Raw genomic sequence first — 16,427 nt, forward strand, 5'->3', positions numbered from 1 at the left:
GCGAGGTTTTAAGTGTCATGAAACGGCTTTCTGTATTGCGGCTTTCCCTGTTCGCAGCACCGCTTTGCGGTATCGCGCTGCTGACCGGTTGCGTTGCGCCTTCGGCCAAACCCAATGACCCTTATTACGCGCCTGTGTTGCCGCGAACACCGCTGCCGTCGGCGGCCAATAATGGCTCGATCTATCAGGCCGGTTTCGAGCAGAACCTCTACGGCGATCGCAAGGCTTACCGGGTCGGTGACATCATCACCATCACTCTGTCCGAGCGTATGGCGGCGAGCAAGGCTGCGAACTCCAGCATCAGCAAGACCAGCGACACCAGCATTGGTCTGACCTCGCTGTTTGGCGCTGGCGTGAACACCAACAATCCGCTGGGCAGTGGTGATTTGAGCCTGAACGCCGGCTACAGCGGCGACCGCGCGACCAAGGGCGCCGGCACTGCCGCTCAGAGCAACACGTTGACCGGTTCGGTCACGGTGACGGTGGCCGATGTCTTGCCCAACGGCATTCTGTCAGTGCGCGGCGAGAAGTGGATGACGCTCAATACCGGTGACGAACTGGTGCGCATTGCAGGCCTCATCCGTGCCGACGACATCGCCACTGACAACACCGTTTCGTCCACTCGCGTGGCCGATGCGCGAATCACTTATTCCGGTACGGGAGCCTTCGCCGATTCCAGCCAGCCAGGCTGGTTCGACCGATTCTTCCTCAGCCCGTTGTTCCCTTTCTGATACCGGGATAGCCATGATCACGTTCAAGCAACTGATAGCGGCAGCGCTGTTGTTCACCGCAGCGCTGGGCGCTCACGCCGAGCGCCTGAAGGACATCGCCAGCATCTCGGGCGTGCGGACCAACCAGTTGATCGGTTACGGTCTGGTGGTGGGTCTGAACGGTACGGGTGACCAGACCACCCAGACGCCGTTCACCCTGCAGACCTTCAACAACATGCTGTCGCAGTTCGGCATCAAGGTCCCGGCAGGCTCGGGCACCGTGCAGCTGAAGAACGTCGCAGCGGTGGCTGTGTATGCCGACCTGCCACCGTTCGCCAAGCCCGGTCAGCAGATCGACATCACCGTGTCGTCCATCGGTAACTCCAAGAGCCTGCGCGGTGGCAGCCTGTTGATGACGCCGATGAAAGGTATCGACGGCAACGTCTATGCGGTCGCACAAGGCAACCTGGTCGTCGGTGGTTTTGACGCCGAAGGCCGTGACGGTTCCAAGATCACCGTCAACGTTCCGTCTTCGGGTCGTATTCCTGGCGGTGCTTCGGTGGAACGCGCCGTGCCGAGCGGCTTCAACCAGGGCAATTCCCTGACGCTGAACCTCAACCGCAACGACTTCACCACGGCCAAACGCATTGTCGACAAGATCAACGACATGCTTGGCCCGGGTGTTGCACAGGCTGTGGACGGCGGCTCGGTACGCGTGACGGCGCCTCTGGATCCGAACCAGCGTGTCGACTATCTGTCGGTGCTGGAAAACCTGGAAATCGATCCGGGTCAGACCTCGGCCAAAGTCATCATCAACTCGCGTACCGGCACGATCGTCATCGGTCAGAACGTCAAGGTTTCGCCTGCTGCGGTCACCCACGGCAGCCTGACCGTGACCATCACCGAAGACCCCGTCGTCAGCCAGCCGGGTGCGTTCTCCAACGGCCAGACCGCCGTGGTGCCGCGCTCCAAGATCAACGCGCAGCAGGAGATGCATCCGATGTTCAAATTCGGTCCGGGCACCACGCTGGACGAGATTGTGCGAGCGGTCAACCAGGTCGGCGCGGCACCTGGCGACTTGATGGCGATTCTCGAAGCGCTGAAACAGGCTGGCGCCTTGCAAGCCGATCTGATCGTGATTTAAGGGAAGGGCGATGAGTATTCCTACTGGCTCAACGGCAGGCACAGTCAGCGATTCGGGGGCGTACACCGACCTCAATCGCCTGGCCTCCCTGAAGAACGGCGGCGATCGTGACAGTGATGCGAACCTGAAAAAGGTGGCGCAGGAGTTCGAGTCGCTGTTCGTCAGCCAGATGCTCAAGGCCATGCGTTCGGCCAACGAAGTGTTGGCCAAGGACAACCCGATGAACACGGCCGCGACCCGCCAGTATCAGGACATGTACGACCAGCAGCTGTCAGTCAGCATGTCCCGCGAGGGCGGCGGCATCGGCCTGCAGGACGTGCTGATGCGTCAGCTCTCCAAAACCAAAAATGCTCAGGTGGCGCCTGCCACGGGCGAGCTCAATGCCGCCGCGAAAACCGATGGGGCACCGGCGCAGACCGGCCTTGCCACGCGGGTTGCGCAGCGTCCTTTGTGGGCCAGCCGTTCGGTGGCGCCAGCGACCACTGACGGTGCCGTGCACAACGACGTCGCGGCGCTCAATTCGCGTCGCATCTCGCTGCCGAGCAAGCTCAGCGATCGCATCATGGCTGGCATCGTGCCGAACACGGCGGCCGGTCAGGATGCGGCCACCAGCGCGACGACCCTGAAAAATCGCATTGCCGTGTCCAACGCCGTGGCAGCCGCCAAGCGCGCCGGCAGCCAGGGCAACGGCGACTGGACCATCGGCCCGGAGTTTGGTGCCCAGGCCAACAGCTTCGTGCGCAGTCGCGTTCAGACCCCGCTGGCGCCCGGCAAGGCGGCGTTCGCCAATGCCGACGAATTCGTCGCCACCATGCTGCCGCTGGCCAAGGATGCTGCCGCGCGTATCGGCGTCGACCCGACCGTGCTGGTGGCGCAGGCGGCGCTGGAAACCGGCTGGGGCAAATCGATCATGCGTCAGTCCGATGGCAGCAGCAGCCACAACCTGTTCGGTATCAAGGCGCAGACCGGCTGGCAAGGTCCGGAAGCCCGTGCAATCACCAGTGAGTTCCGCGACGGCAAGATGGTCAAGGAAACGGCGGATTTCCGTTCCTACGACTCGTACGCCAGCAGCTTCCACGATCTGGTCAGCTTCCTGCAGAACAACAATCGCTATCAAGCCACGCTGAAATCTGCCGATAACCCGGAACAGTTTGTGAAAGAGCTGCAAAAGGCCGGTTACGCCACGGACCCGGACTATGCCAGCAAGATTTCTCAGATAGCGAAACAGATGAAGAGTTACCAGAACTACGCAGCCGCATCGGGCTCTTCCACGACTTTATAAGGTTTGAACCATGTCACTGATTTCAATTGGGCTTTCGGGACTGAACGCCAGCAGTGCAGCGATGACCACCATCGGCAACAACACTGCCAACGTTGACACGCTCGGGTACTCGCGTCAGCAGGTCATGACCACTGCAGGTGCGCAGCAGAACATCGGTGTGGGTTTCATCGGCACCGGTACCACGTTGTCCGACGTGCGCCGCATCTACAACGGCTTCCTGAACACCCAGGTTCAAACCAGTACATCGCTCAACTCCGATGCCCAGGCGTATCTGGGGCAGGCCAGCAAGCTGGACTCGATCCTGTCCGACAGCTCGACCGGCATCAGTTCGGTCATGGCCAATTTTTTCACCAGTCTGCAGAAGCTGTCGACCACGCCGACCGGCTCGGCCGAGCGCAGTGATTTCCTGAAAAGCGCTTCGGCATTGTCGGGCCGCTTCAATGCGATCTCGACCCAGCTCAAGGATCAGAACGCCGGCATCAACAGCCAGTTGACGACCCTCACCGGTCAAGTCAACTCGCTGGCGTCCTCGATTGCCGACCTGAACAGCCAGATCACTCAGGCCAAGGCCACCGGAAACCAGCCCAACTCGCTGCTCGACGCGCGCGATGAAGCGGTGCGTCAGCTCAACGACCTGGTCGGTGCCAAAGTCGTCGAGACCAACGGCAACTATGACATCTACATCGGTACCGGCCAGCCGCTGGTAACCGGCAGCAAAGCCAATACCCTCAGCGCGTCGCCCAGCGACAGCGACCCGAGCGTCTACTCGCTCAAACTCAATTATCAGAACAGCACCGTCGATGTCACCTCGGTCGTCACCGGCGGCACCATCGGTGGTCTGGTGCGCTACCGCAGCGACGTGCTGCAACCGGCAACCGCTGAGCTCGGTCGTCTGGCGCTGGTGGTCTCCGACGAGATCAACAGCCAGCTGGGGCAGGGCGTGGACGCCAATGGCGCGTTCGGCTCCAACCTGTTCAACAGCATCAACGACCCAAGCCTGCTGACCCAGCGCAGCCTGGCCAACAAGAACAACGACACCACTTCGGGTAACTTCGCGGTGTCGATCACCGACGCCAATGCGTTGACCACCAATGACTACCAGGTGACTTTCGGCACCGGCGGCCAGTACAGCGTCAAGCGTCTGCCTGACGGCAAGGACATGGGTTCGTTCAACACCGCCGACCCGGCGCCGGTCATCGACGGCTTCTCGCTCAAATTCAACGGTTCGTCCGCCGAGGGCGACAGCTTCAAGATCAGCCCGACCAAGACCGGCGCCGACGGCATCAAGACCGTGATGACCGACACCAAGAGCCTGGCCATGGCCGCGCCGCTGACCGGCAGCACAGGCACCATCAAGGGCACCGGGACTTTCACCCAGCCTGTTCTGGCGACGACGTCGAACATCTACGACTCGACCGCCAAGGCTGACCTGCAGAGCGCCATTTCGGGCGCCATGCCGATGCGCCTGGTCATGGGCGATGTCGCCGCGGACGGTTCGCAATCGTACAAACTGCTCGATTCCACCGGCCAGCCAGTGCTGGACAAGTCCGGCAACGCGGTGGGCGGTCTGATCGTGCCCGGCAGCAACAACGACTTGACGCTGGACATCGGCTACACCGACTCTGCCAATGCGGCCCAATCGTTCAAGATCAATATCTCTGTCGCCGGCAAGCCGGCTTCGGGCGATACGTACAGCATCGCCATGACCGGTGCGGGTTCGTCCGATAACCGCAATGCGCAATCGTTGCTCGGGCTGCAGACCAAACAGACGGTCGACACCTCTGCCGGCAACGGCACCGGCATGAGCATGAGCGATGCCAACGCCAAGCTGATCAGCACGGTCGGCTCGCAAGCCAATCAGGCCAAGAGCGATGCGGCGGCGACTTCCGCCGTGCTCGATCAGGCCAAGTCGTCGCGTGACAGCGTCTCGGGTGTGTCGCTGGATGAGGAAGCCGCCAACCTGGTCAAGTACCAGCAGTACTACACGGCGTCGTCGCAGATCATCAAAGCCGCCCAAGCCATTTTCAGCACGCTGATCAACAGTCTTTAAGGAGTCGTGACCGATGCGTATCTCTACTGCTCAGTTTTACGAAACCAGCGCTTCGAACTATTCGCGCACCTACTCCAACGTGGTCAAGACCGGCGACGAAGTGGCCAGTCAGGTCAAGCTCAATACCGCCGGCGATGACCCGGTCGGTGCCTCGCGCGTGTTGCAGTTGCAGCAGATGAGCTCGATGCTCAACCAGTACAAGTCCAACATCGACACGATCAACACCGGCGTCGTGCAGACCGAAACCGCGCTGACCTCGATCACCAACGCCATCCAGCGCGCGCAGGAACTGGTGCTGGGTGCGGGCAACTCGACGTTTACCGATGCCGACCGCCAGAGCAGTGCCGAAGAGCTCACCTCGCTCCAGTCGCAGATCCTTGGCCTGATGAACAGCAAGGACGCCAACGGCAACTACCTGTTCGCCGGCTCCAAGGCCACGACGCCGCCGTATGCCATCAATCCGGACGGCACTTACAGCTATCAGGGCGACCAGACCCGCAATAACCTGGACATCGGCGGCGGCATTTCCATGGCCAGCAACACCACTGGCTGGGACGCGTTCGAGCAGGCGATCAACACCACACGCACGACGCTGACCCCGACCGCTGCCTCCAAGACCGATTCGGTGGTCTCGTTGTCCAGCGGTGTCGTCACCAACAGTGCAACGTACGACTCCAGCTTCATTGCCGGCCAGCCTTACACCATCTCGTTCGAGAGCGGCTCGCAGATCAAGATTCTCGACAAGGATCTTCAGGACGTCACCGCCGACGCGACCGCAGCAGGTGGTTTCAGCTCGGGCAGCGCGGCGAACCAGACCATCGGCTTCCGCGGCCTGGAGCTGACGCTGAACGTCAACCTGACCGACGCCGACAAAGCCAGCACCGCGACGATCGACGCCGCAGTGTCCGGTCACAGCTTCACGCTGGCGGCATCGTCGGCCAGCGTCACCACGGCGCGCCTGCCGGCCAACTCGGCTGCAACGGTCATCACCGGTTCGACGGTGACCGATCCGGCTGCGTTCAGCGAGGCGTTTCCTTCGGGCGGCGCGGTCCTGCGCTTTACCGGCACCAGCACGTTCGCGCTGTACGCCGCGCCTTACGATCCGGCCAGCACGCCAGTGTCCACCGGCACGTTGGCGGGCGACAAGGCCACCGCTTCGGGCGTGACGTTCACCTTCAGCCTCGTTCCTCCGGCGACGTCGCCTGATGTGGCCGCAGGCGATCAGTTCACCGTGCAGTCGACGAACCAGCAGACGCAGAACGTCCTCAACACGCTGACCTCGGTGATCAACGCGCTCAATGGCAAAGTTGACGGCGATCCGGTGGCCAAGCAGAAGCTGCAAGCGACGCTGGATTCGACCATCGGCAACCTGAAAAGCGCATTGAACCAGGTGTCGACCGCGGTCGGTGACGGCGGTGCGCGGGCTGCGACGGCTACGTCTCAGGGCGTGACCAACCAGAGCCAGATCGACAACGCCAGCACCGAGTCGAGCAGCATCACCGCCTCGGATCCTGTGGACGCGATCGCTCGCCTGACCTTGCAGAAAACCATGCTGCAGGCCTCGCAGCTGGTCTTTACTCAATTGTCTTCGCTGAACCTGTTCAGCAAGCTGTAATCGCCTGACCCGTGGCAGTACCGGCCAACGGTACTGCCAGCGCAGTGCGCCAACCGTTTTTTCAGCGGTTCAGCAGGGGCGGCTCTCAGTCCTCGCTTGCCGCCTGTGAGTCCAGTCCCGTGAATTCAGCTCCTCTCGTCAGCATCGTCATTCCCGCCTTCAATTCACGTTTCTTCCAGCGAGCACTCGAAGGCGCGTTGATCCAGCGTTACGCCAATCTTGAAGTGATCGTGTGCGACGACTCGCGCGGCGATGACATCCGTACGATTTTCGATACGTTCGCCAAAAGCAGCCCGGTCTCGATGCGCTATGTGCGCAACCCACAGCGTCTGGGCTTCATCGGCAACCTGCGCGAATGTCTGGCGCACGCGCAGGGCGAGTTCATCAAGTTTCTCTGCGACGACGATCAGATCTTTCCGCAATCGGTGGCCTTGCAGGCCGAGCAACTGGTCGCGCATGCCGACGTGAGTCTGGTGCTGTCGCAGCGGCTGTTCTGGGACGCGGAAGACATCCAGCTGCCGTCGCGTCTGGAGAACTCGCCGCTGTCGCCGACCAGCGCGCTGTTCAAGGGCGAGGACCTGCTGGACATCGTCGAGATGTTTCCGCTGAATTTTCTGGGCGGGCTCAGCAGCTCGCTCTTCCGCCGTGCCGATGTCGAGGATTTCCTGCCGGGGCTGACCCAGCCGGGGCATTGCTTCGCGGCACTGCTGGACCTTGCGCTGTACGTCTGCATGATGCGTCGCGGCAATGTACTGGTGCTCAACAACGTCCTGGGCGTGGAGCGTCTGCACGCCGAGCGCCTCAGCCGTCAGCAGGCCATGCAGGCGTCGGTGGACACCGAGCAGCAGTGGCTCATCCAGATGATCAAGGCGCGCAGCGGCGACCCGTCGCTGGGCAAAGGCTGGGTGCGTTATCAGCCGCTGACCGACGACATGGGCGCCGAGCGCGACTGGAAAGAGCTGTCGCTGTCTCGCGCACTGGGCACGCAGCAGACCACCCAGGCCTGGCGCGTCGGAACGTCGAGCGAAAGCTTTTCGGAGCTGTATGCGCAGTGGCTCGCATGCCGCGCGCTGACTGATGCGCAACAGAATCAACTGCCCAACCTGCTGATGTACTGGCCGTCGCGTCCGAAAATCGTCCCTGTGATCATCGATCGTACCGGCAGTCGCGCCAGTCTCGACGTCACGTTGCAGAGCCTGGAAGACCAGCTTTACCAGCCTGAACTGACGCTGGTGTTGTCGTGTGACTGCCAGGAAGCGCGCCTGGACGGGCGCATCTTCAGCATGCCGCTGGAGGCGGATCCGTGGACCCAGCTCAACGGCATTCTCGAACAACTGGACGGCGCGCAGTGGTTCTACCTGCTTCGCTCCGGTGATCGTCTGGTCAAACCGGCATTGTTGATGCTCGCGGAGCGCGTCGCCATGAACGACCGCCTGCGCTGCGTCTACAGCGATGAAGGTGCGCTGTTCGACGGCGAGTCGGCGGAGCCGGTGTTCAAGCCCGATTTCAACCTCGATCTGCTGCGCGGCTATCCCTATGTGGGCCGCTGCCTGGCGTTCAGTCGCGATAGCCTGTTGCAGGCCGGCGGCCTGGATGCGCGCTTCGGCGAACTCGCGCCTCACGACCTGCTCTGGCGGCTGGTCGAAGAGGGTGGCGATGGCGTCGTCGGGCACCTGAGCGAGCTCGCGGTCGAGTCGCAGTTTGCGCTGTCCAAGTGGCTGGCGTTGCCTGAGGTGGTCGAGCAGAACCTGGAAGTCGTTCAGGCGCACCTGCAGCGCTGCGGGGTGCCGAGCGAGATTCATCAGGACAGCAAGCTGGCGCTGATCAACCGCATTCGTTACCTGCACGACGTCGAGCCGCTGGTCTCGATCATGATCATCATCAAGGACCAGTTGCCGCCGCTGCAGCGCTGCGTCGAGAGTTTGCTGGAGAAGACCGCCTACGGTCATTACGAAGTGCTGATCGTCGACAACGGCAGCGAAAACCCGGACACCCGCGCCTGGCTGGCCGCAATGGGCCAGCTGGATCGCAATCGCCTGCGCGTGCTGGAGATACCCGAACAGGTCAGCACTGCAGCGCTCTACAACGCGACCTCGCAGGCAGCGCGAGGCGAGTATCTGATGATGCTCAATCCGTATTCCGTCGTGACCAACGCCGACTGGCTCGATGAACTGCTCGATCAGGCCCGGCGCCCGGAAGTCGGCGTGGTTGGCCCGAAGCTGTTCGGCCCGGATGGCAACGTGGTTCATGCCGGTCTGATCCTTGGCCTGCATGGCCCGGCGGGCATGCCGTTCTGTGGCGAGACCCTGCAAGCGGGCGGCTACATGCAGCGCCTGCAGGTGGTGCACGACCTCAGCGCTGTCGGGCCCGATTGCCTGCTGGTGCGCAAATCGCTGTTCGATGAAGTTACGGGACTGAACGAGACGGAGTTCGGCCTGAGCCTGAGCCACGTCGATCTGTGCCTGAAAATCCGTGAGCGCGGTTATCTGGTCGTGTGGACGCCGCTGGCCTTGCTGGCTCAGGGTTCGCAGCCCAAGCATGCGCGCGACGCTGCCTGGCATGCCGAGCGCGAACAGGAAGACGAACGTTTCTATCTGCGCTGGCTGCCGATCGTGGCGCGGGATCCGGCCTACAACCCGAACCTGTCGCTGAGCAGTCTGGGCTCGGCCAGTTTCGGGCTCGAGCCTGGCCTGAACAGTGGCTGGACGCCGTTTGCCAGCGCCCAACTCCCCAAAGTCCTGGCGCTGCCGATCAACGCCTCTGCCATCGGTCACTACCGTGTGACCGAGCCGATGCTGGCGCTGGAAGCCGCCGGTCGAGCGTGCGGTGTGATCAGTTACACCCAGCCGAACCTTATCGAAGTGGAGCGTCATTCTCCTGACATCATGGTCTTGCAAGGCCGTTACAGTCAGTTGCGTGTCGATGAAATCCTCGGGCTGAAAACCCATTCCAACGCCCGACGCATCTTCGAGCTCGACGATTACGTCATTCACGTGCCGAAGAAGAACGAGCACATTCGCGGCATGCCGGACAGCAAGGAAATGGAGCGCCTGGTGCGGCGCGGCATTTCGCTGTGTGACCGTGTGGTGGTGTCGACGCAGCCGCTGGCCGACGCCTTGTCATCGATGCATCACGACATTCGCGTGGTGCCGAACATGCTCACCCCGGCCTTGTGGGACGGGCTGCGCAGCCAGCGCAGGACCAGCAAGAAACCGCGCGTGGGTTGGGGCGGCGGCACCAGTCATACCGGCGATCTGGAGATCATTGCCGAGGTCGTCCGCGAGCTTGCCGATGAGGTGGACTGGGTGTTCTTCGGCATGTGCCCGCCGGCGTTGCGGCCTTATGTGCGCGAGTTTCATCCGGTCATCGACCTGTCGGCTTACCCGGCCAAGCTGGCCAGCCTGAACCTGGACCTGGCGGTCGCGCCGCTGGAACAGCACATCTTCAACGACTGCAAGAGCAACTTGCGCCTGCTGGAGTACGGCGCCTGCGGTTACCCGGTGATCTGCACCGAGACCGCGGCGTATCAGGGCTATTTGCCGCGCACGAAAATCTTCACCAACAGCACGGCCGAATGGCTCGATGCGATTCGCGCACACTTGTCCGATCCGGACGCCAGCTATCGCCAGGGCGATGCGCTGCACGAGGCGGTCAAGCGTGACTTCATGCTGCGCGGCGACAACCTGCAGCACTGGGTCAACGGCTGGCTGGCGGACTGAACCCGACCTGACTGCCATCCGCACGCAATGGCGGATGGCAGCATGCCGCCGAGTCCGTTTTCAAGGCTATCTTTCCCTGCGTTCGCAGCCTTCCCTTCATAGTCTCCATTCCTCTGAACCCATCGCCGTCGCGCCAGAAAACGCGCGCCGTGGAGCTGGCGCGTTTCCTGCAAGTACCCCTTATATCGCCATAAAACATGCACTGCGGGCGTGGCCCGGCAGTTGCGGTTTCGGTTCAGCGGTTCGTTCGGATAGCCCGCCATGCGCTCTAGCGCGGCTGAGCACTGTATGGGACAGGAGGGGTAAAGAAGGTGAAGGCAATTATTCTGGCGGGTGGGCTCGGTACGCGGATCAGCGAGGAGTCGCATCTGAAGCCTAAACCCATGATCGAGATCGGCGGAAAGCCAATTCTCTGGCACATCATGAAGCAGTACTCCGCCCACGGGATCCATGACTTCGTGATTTGCCTGGGCTACAAGGGTTACGCCATCAAGGACTTCTTCGCCAACTACTTCCTGCACACCTCGGACGTCACGTTCGACATGCGCGCCAATCGCATGGACGTGCACGAGAACTACAGCGAGCCGTGGCGCGTGACGCTGGTCGACACCGGGGAAGACACCCTGACCGGTGGCCGTCTCAAGCGCGTGCGCAAATACGTCGAAAACGATGAGGCCTTCTGCTTCACCTATGGCGACGGCGTGTCCGACCTGAACATCGGTGCGCTGGTGGATTTTCACCGGCAGCACGGCAAACTCGCGACCGTCACCGCCGTGCAGCCGCCAGGCCGCTACGGCGCGCTGAACTGCTCGGGCGACACCGTCAACGGCTTCACCGAGAAGCCCCGAGGCGATGGCGGCTGGATCAGCGGTGGTTTCTTCGTCCTTTCACCCAAGGTGATCTCTTACATCGACCACGACCTGACCCCATGGGAAACCGAGCCGCTGATGCAGCTCGCCAACGAAGGGCAGCTCAAGGCCTTTGAACACCAGGGCTTCTGGCACCCGATGGACACCCTGCGCGACAAGACTCACCTTGAAGACCTGTGGCAGCGCGGGGAGGCTCCATGGAAAAGCTGGGCGTGAACCCAGGTTTCTGGCAGGGCAAGCGTGTTCTGCTGACCGGGCATACCGGCTTCAAGGGCAGCTGGCTGGCGCTGTGGCTCAAGCGCATGGGCGCCGAGGTGACCGGCTTCGCGCTGGACCCGGGCACCCGCCCAAGCCTGTTCGAGCTGGCCCGTGTCGATCAGTGCCTGAACGATCAGCGCGGTGACTTGCGTGATCTGGGCGCCTTGCTGACGCTGATGGCCGAAACCCGGCCCGAGATCGTTCTGCATCTGGCGGCGCAACCGCTGGTGCGCGAAGGGTATCGGGATCCGCTGGGTACCTATTCCAGCAACGTGATGGGCACGCTGAACCTGCTCGAGGCGATCCGTCAGGTGGGTGGCGTTCGGGCCTGCGTGCTCGTGACCACCGACAAGGTGTACGCCAATCAGGAATGGTTGTGGCCGTACCGGGAAAACGAGCCGCTGGGCGGGCACGATCCGTACAGCAGCAGCAAGGCCTGCTGCGAGTTGCTGGCGCAGTCTTACGCGGCTTCGTTTTTCCCTGCGCTGCGCTATGCCGAACACGGCCTGGCGCTGGCGACCGCGCGTGCGGGCAACGTGCTCGGCGGAGGCGATTTTGCTCCTGAACGATTGATTCCCGACGTCCTCAGGGCCTGGTCGGCCAATGAGCCGGTGACGTTGCGCTACCCGCAGGCGGTTCGCCCGTGGCAGCACGCGCTCGAGCCGCTGGCAGGTTATCTGCTGCTGGCCGAAAAGCTCTACACCCACGGTCCCGATTACGACGGTGCCTGGAACTTCGGCCCCGGCGACAACGACATGTGCAGCGTCGGCGACGTGGTGGCGACGCTGGCCAGACACTGGCCTCAGGCGCCGGGTCTGCGCGTCGAAACCAGCGACATGCACGAGGCCGGTCTGTTGCGTCTGGACAGCGCCCGCGCGCGTCAGCGTCTGCACTGGCAACCGCGCTGGTCGCTGGAGCAGTGCCTCACGCACACCGTCGACTGGCATCTGGCCTGGAAACGTGGCGCCGATATGCAGGATTTCACCCAGGGCCAACTGGCCTTGTACACGGAGGCGGTGTGAGCGAATTGCAGTTACAGGCGTTGCCGCTGGCCGGCCTCTTCAGCCTTCGCCACCGTCGTCATGCCGACGCGCGCGGGCAGTTCAGCCGATTGTTCTGCGAAGGCAGCCTGAGCGCGTTTGGCCAACCGTTTCATATTCGTCAGATCAACCATTCCTGCACCGCCGAACGCGGCAGCGTGCGGGGCCTGCACTACCAGACCGCCGCACAGCCGGAAGCCAAGCTGATCACCTGTCTGCGCGGTTCGGTGTGGGACGTGGCGGTGGACCTGAACCCGGACTCGGCAACCTTCTTGCATTGGCACGCCGAGCATCTGGTGGCCGGCGACGGCCGCAGCCTGTTGATACCGGCCGGCTTTGCCCATGGTTTCCAGGCGCTCAGCGATGACGCCGAATTGCTGTACCTGCACAGCGCCGACTATGCGCCCGAGCATGAAGCGGGGCTGTCGGTACAGGATCCGCGGCTCGACATCGCCTGGCCGTTGCCTGTCAAGAATCTGTCGGTCCGCGACGCTTCACATCCGTTGCTGACCCCATCCTTTGCCGGAGTGCGTTTATGAATTGCCGTGGCTGTGGCGCTCAACTGAAATTGCCACTGATCGACCTGGGCACGTCTCCGCCCTCCAACGCCTATCTGCGCGCCGAGCAACTGACTCAGGCCGAGCAGTGGGTGCCGTTGAAAGTGGATGTGTGCGAATCGTGCTGGCTGGTGCAGACCAATGATTACACCAGCGCCGACAGCCTGTTCGACGCCGACTATGCGTATTTCAGCTCCTATTCCAGCTCGTGGCTGAGCCATGCCGAACGGTACGTGGGGCAGATGGTCGAGCGCTTCGGCCTGGATCAGAACAGCCGCGTGGTGGAAATCGCCGCCAATGACGGTTACCTGCTGCAGTACGTCAAAGCGCGCGGCATTGCCTGCCTCGGTGTCGAGCCCACTCACAGCACCGCGCAAGCCGCCCGGGCTAAGGGCGTGGAGATCCGCGAGGTGTTTTTCGGCCGCGACACCGCAGCGGCATTGCGCGACGAGGGCTGGTCAGCCGACCTGATGGCCGCCAACAACGTGCTGGCCCACGTCCCGGACATCAATGACTTTCTCGGTGGTTTCGCGACCCTGCTCAAGCCGACCGGCGTGGCCACCTTCGAATTCCCGCACCTGCTGGCACTGATGGCCGGCAATCAGTTCGACACGCTTTACCACGAGCATTACTCGTACCTGTCGCTGACCGCCGTCAACACACTGTGCGAGCGCAACGGCCTGCACGTCTTCGACGTCAGCGAGTTGCCCACGCACGGCGGCTCGCTGCGGGTCTTCGTGCAGCGCCAGGACGGTGTTCAGACCCGCACGCCTGCCGTGGCGCAGATGCTCGACAAGGAACTCGGCGCAGGGGTGAAGACCCGCGCGTTTTACACCACGCTGGCGCCTGCCGCCGAGCGCATCAAATTTCAGCTGCTCGACTTCCTGCTCAAGGCCAAGGCCGATGGCAAGCGTGTCGTCGGTTACGGCGCCGCCGCCAAAGGCAACACGCTGCTCAACTACGCCGGCGTCAAATCCGACCTCATCGCCTGGGTCGCCGATGCCAACCCGCACAAGCAGGGCAAGTTCCTGCCGGGCAGTCGCATTCCGGTGGTATCGCCGGAGCAACTGGTGGCAGAGAAACCGGATTACGTACTGGTGTTGCCCTGGAACCTGCTCAAGGAAGTCAGTGAGCAATTGGCACCGGTGCGGGCGTGGGGCGGACGGTTTGTGATCGCCGTGCCTGAGTTGATCGTATTGTGACGGGCAAGACCCTTCTGCTGACCGGGGCCACGGGCTTCGTGGGCCGGCATCTGGCGAGTGCGTTACTCGATCGCGGTTTTACGGTGCGTGCCGTTACCCGCTCGCTCGATGCGGCGCGTGGGTTGCCTTGGTTTGCGCAGGCGCAGTGGGTCGAGGCCGATATTCACGACGCCGAACTGGACATCGCTGCGCTGACTGACGGCGTCAGCGCCATGGCGCATCTGGCGTGGCCGGGTTTGCCGAACTACGACGGGTTGTTCCATTTCGAACGCAACCTGCCAGCGGACTACGCGTTTATTCGTCGCGTGGTCAAGGCGGGCGTCGGTCAGGTTCTGGTGACCGGAACCTGTTTCGAATACGGCCTGCAAAGCGGTCCCCTGAGCGAAACCAGCGTCGCGCTGCCAGCCAATCCCTATGGCTTGGCGAAGCATTCGCTGCGCCTGTTCCTCGAAGCTCTGGCGCAAAAACACCCGTTCACGCTGCAGTGGGCGCGGCTGTTTTATCTCTATGGCGAAGGGCAGAACCCCAGGAGCCTTCTGGCGAGCCTTGAGCGGGCGATCGATCAGGGCGCGACCGCCTTCGACATGTCCGCCGGCGAGCAACTGCGCGATTACTTGCCCATTGAAACCGCTGCCAGTCACCTGGCCACGGTCCTGCAACACCCTGAATTCCACGGCGTGGTGAATATCTGCAGCGGTCAGCCGGTTTCAGTGCGCAGTCTGGTCGAGCAGCGCCTCAAGGCGCGTCAGTCGTCCATGACGCTGAATCTGGGCGTCTATGGTTATTCGGCCCACGAGCCTCTGGCGTTCTGGGGCGTCTGTGAACGTTTGCAACAGTTACTGGGAGCACACCATGTCGCATGAGCTGTATCGCGCAACCGATCTGCCGGTCTTGCAGAACCGTACGTTTGCCGATGCCGCCAGTGCACGGGCATCGGCCAGTGCCGATGTGGTGCTGGTGCAGGATCTGCGCACAGGGCTGATCCACAACCAGGCATTCGACCCGGACAAACTGGTGTACGACAGCAACTATCAGAACGAGCAGGCGCACTCGGCCTTGTTCAAGCAGCATCTTGAGGATGTCGAAGGGGTGATTGCCCGGCATTTCGGCGGGTTGAGCCTGATCGAAGTGGGTTGCGGCAAGGGGTATTTCCTGGAGCTTCTGCGTGGCAAAGGCTACCCGATCATCGGCATCGATCCCGCTTACGAAGGCAGCAATGCCGACGTGGTCAAGCAGCCGTTCACCGCTGACCTCGGCCTGTCAGCCGATGCGGTGGTGCTGCGCCATGTGCTGGAGCACATTCCGCAGCCGCTGGCATTCCTGCAGGAAATCGCCAAGGCCAATCAGGGCGGGCAGATTTACATCGAAGTGCCGTGTTTCGACTGGATTCTCGAACATCAGGCCTGGTTCGACGTGTTCTACGAGCACGTGAATTACTTCCGCCTCGAGGATCTGCGCGGCCTGTTCGGCACTGTCCATGAAGCGGGTCATCTGTTCGGCGGCCAGTACCTTTATCTGGTGGCGGACCTTGCCACGTTGCGTGAGCCGCCTGCCGGCTGGAGCCAGGCCAGTCTGCCTGCGGGATTCACCGCCAGCATCGATCGCGCGGTTCAGATCATCCGCACGGCACCCGAGCAGGGCGCGGCCATCTGGGGCGCATCGTCCAAAGGCGTGATCTATTCGCTGTTCCTCCAGCGCGTGGGCGTTGCGGTGGACCACGTCATCGACATCAACCCGGATAAACAGGGCCGCTTCCTGCCGCTCAGCGGTCTGCGCGTGTCCTCGCCGCAAGAGGCAATGGACAGCCTGCCCGAAGGGGCAAACCTGTTCGTGATGAATTCCAATTATCTCGAAGAAATCAAACGGATGACTTCCGGCCGCTACGTCTACCACGCCGTGGACCGCGCTGAGTTCGTCTTGAACGAGGCCTGACAGCATGGCCGACATCCACCCGGTACATCACATCAATTGCGCAGTTTCG

General features: G+C 62.4%; 12 protein-coding genes. All 12 read left to right on the top strand.

Annotated elements, in window-relative coordinates:
• The first annotated feature begins 17 nt into the window (after positions 1-17).
• On the top strand, positions 18-731 hold the full coding sequence (flgH, locus tag QRN36_RS20970; RefSeq protein WP_285425827.1) for a flagellar basal body L-ring protein FlgH: 714 nt from the start codon (positions 18-20) through the stop codon (positions 729-731).
• Positions 732-744: 13 nt separating this feature from the next.
• Positions 745-1,854, top strand: coding sequence for a flagellar basal body P-ring protein FlgI (locus QRN36_RS20975; RefSeq protein ID WP_093459732.1), 1,110 nt, complete (start codon positions 745-747; stop codon positions 1,852-1,854).
• Between the two features lie 10 nt (positions 1,855-1,864).
• On the top strand, positions 1,865-3,136 hold the full coding sequence (flgJ, locus tag QRN36_RS20980) for a flagellar assembly peptidoglycan hydrolase FlgJ (RefSeq protein ID WP_285425828.1): 1,272 nt from the start codon (positions 1,865-1,867) through the stop codon (positions 3,134-3,136).
• 10 nt (positions 3,137-3,146) lie between these two features.
• Entirely contained in the window at positions 3,147-5,186 is a 2,040-nt protein-coding gene (gene flgK / locus QRN36_RS20985; RefSeq protein ID WP_285425829.1) for a flagellar hook-associated protein FlgK, read from the top strand.
• A 13-nt stretch (positions 5,187-5,199) separates the two neighbouring features.
• Positions 5,200-6,801, top strand: a complete 1,602-nt coding sequence (locus QRN36_RS20990; RefSeq protein ID WP_285425830.1) for a flagellar hook-associated protein 3 — start codon at positions 5,200-5,202, stop codon at positions 6,799-6,801.
• Positions 6,802-6,920: 119 nt separating this feature from the next.
• Entirely contained in the window at positions 6,921-10,520 is a 3,600-nt protein-coding gene (locus QRN36_RS20995; RefSeq protein WP_285425831.1) for a glycosyltransferase, read from the top strand.
• A 311-nt stretch (positions 10,521-10,831) separates the two neighbouring features.
• Positions 10,832-11,605, top strand: a complete 774-nt coding sequence (gene rfbF / locus QRN36_RS21000) for a glucose-1-phosphate cytidylyltransferase (protein ID WP_285425833.1) — start codon at positions 10,832-10,834, stop codon at positions 11,603-11,605.
• Positions 11,587-12,669, top strand: coding sequence for a CDP-glucose 4,6-dehydratase (gene rfbG, locus QRN36_RS21005; RefSeq protein WP_285425834.1), 1,083 nt, complete (start codon positions 11,587-11,589; stop codon positions 12,667-12,669). Before rfbF ends, rfbG begins: the two co-directional genes overlap by 19 nt.
• Positions 12,666-13,226, top strand: coding sequence for a dTDP-4-dehydrorhamnose 3,5-epimerase (locus QRN36_RS21010; protein ID WP_285425835.1), 561 nt, complete (start codon positions 12,666-12,668; stop codon positions 13,224-13,226). The genes rfbG and QRN36_RS21010 overlap by 4 nt, the downstream gene beginning before the upstream one ends.
• Positions 13,223-14,446 carry a class I SAM-dependent methyltransferase gene (locus QRN36_RS21015; RefSeq protein ID WP_285425836.1) on the top strand — a complete coding sequence of 408 codons (1,224 nt, stop codon included), beginning with the start codon at positions 13,223-13,225 and terminating at the stop codon, positions 14,444-14,446. Before QRN36_RS21010 ends, QRN36_RS21015 begins: the two co-directional genes overlap by 4 nt.
• Positions 14,443-15,309, top strand: a complete 867-nt coding sequence (locus tag QRN36_RS21020; RefSeq protein ID WP_285425837.1) for an NAD(P)-dependent oxidoreductase — start codon at positions 14,443-14,445, stop codon at positions 15,307-15,309. The genes QRN36_RS21015 and QRN36_RS21020 overlap by 4 nt, the downstream gene beginning before the upstream one ends.
• The gene (locus tag QRN36_RS21025; protein ID WP_285425838.1) at positions 15,299-16,378 is read left to right on the top strand and encodes a class I SAM-dependent methyltransferase; all 1,080 of its coding nucleotides are present in this window, start codon (positions 15,299-15,301) and stop codon (positions 16,376-16,378) included. Before QRN36_RS21020 ends, QRN36_RS21025 begins: the two co-directional genes overlap by 11 nt.
• Positions 16,379-16,427 lie beyond the last annotated feature (49 nt).

This window comes from Pseudomonas sp. efr-133-TYG-103a (assembly GCF_030209235.1).
GTDB lineage: Bacteria > Pseudomonadota > Gammaproteobacteria > Pseudomonadales > Pseudomonadaceae > Aquipseudomonas.

Coding starts and splice junctions, on each gene's coding strand:
- QRN36_RS20990 (WP_285425830.1), top strand. CDS start 5,200: ATGCGTATCTCTACTGCTCAGTTTTACGAAACCAGCGCTTCGAACTAT.
- flgH (WP_285425827.1), top strand. CDS start 18: ATGAAACGGCTTTCTGTATTGCGGCTTTCCCTGTTCGCAGCACCGCTT.
- QRN36_RS21015 (WP_285425836.1), top strand. CDS start 13,223: ATGAATTGCCGTGGCTGTGGCGCTCAACTGAAATTGCCACTGATCGAC.
- flgJ (WP_285425828.1), top strand. CDS start 1,865: ATGAGTATTCCTACTGGCTCAACGGCAGGCACAGTCAGCGATTCGGGG.
- QRN36_RS21025 (WP_285425838.1), top strand. CDS start 15,299: ATGTCGCATGAGCTGTATCGCGCAACCGATCTGCCGGTCTTGCAGAAC.
- flgK (WP_285425829.1), top strand. CDS start 3,147: ATGTCACTGATTTCAATTGGGCTTTCGGGACTGAACGCCAGCAGTGCA.
- rfbG (WP_285425834.1), top strand. CDS start 11,587: ATGGAAAAGCTGGGCGTGAACCCAGGTTTCTGGCAGGGCAAGCGTGTT.
- QRN36_RS20975 (WP_093459732.1), top strand. CDS start 745: ATGATCACGTTCAAGCAACTGATAGCGGCAGCGCTGTTGTTCACCGCA.